Origin of the sequence: Flagellimonas flava (assembly GCF_050617915.1) — a bacterium.
Lineage (GTDB): Bacteria > Bacteroidota > Bacteroidia > Flavobacteriales > Flavobacteriaceae > Flagellimonas > Flagellimonas flava_A.
This window is the reverse complement of record NZ_JBODQE010000179.1, coordinates 1-237: the sequence shown is the minus strand read 5'-3', so window position 1 is coordinate 237 and position 237 is coordinate 1. Positions and strand designations below refer to the sequence as shown.

Genomic DNA, 237 nt, shown 5'->3' with positions numbered 1-237 from the left:
ACAAGGGTCATACAGATTTCCTGTACGGCACCCAACAGTAATTTTTCAGGTTTTAGCAAATCATTGGGCAGGTAAAGTACAGCTACACCGATTATAATGGTAAAAATGACGATAGTCAACATTTCACCACTGACCATGGATGCCAAGGGGTTGTCGGGGAGCAAATTTGTTATGGCATACGGAATGTCGTTTATTGCAAATGATAATCCTGTGCTCTCCGCGCTATTGGTCTAAGCT

General features: G+C 42.6%; 1 protein-coding gene. It reads right to left on the bottom strand.

Annotation, left to right across the window (positions count from 1 at the left end):
• Positions 1-185, bottom strand: a 185-nt coding sequence (locus ACRHOZ_RS21460) for a cation:dicarboxylate symporter family transporter (protein ID WP_431130421.1), incomplete at its 3' end; no start/stop codon positions are given.
• Between the last annotated feature and the right edge of the window lie 52 nt (positions 186-237).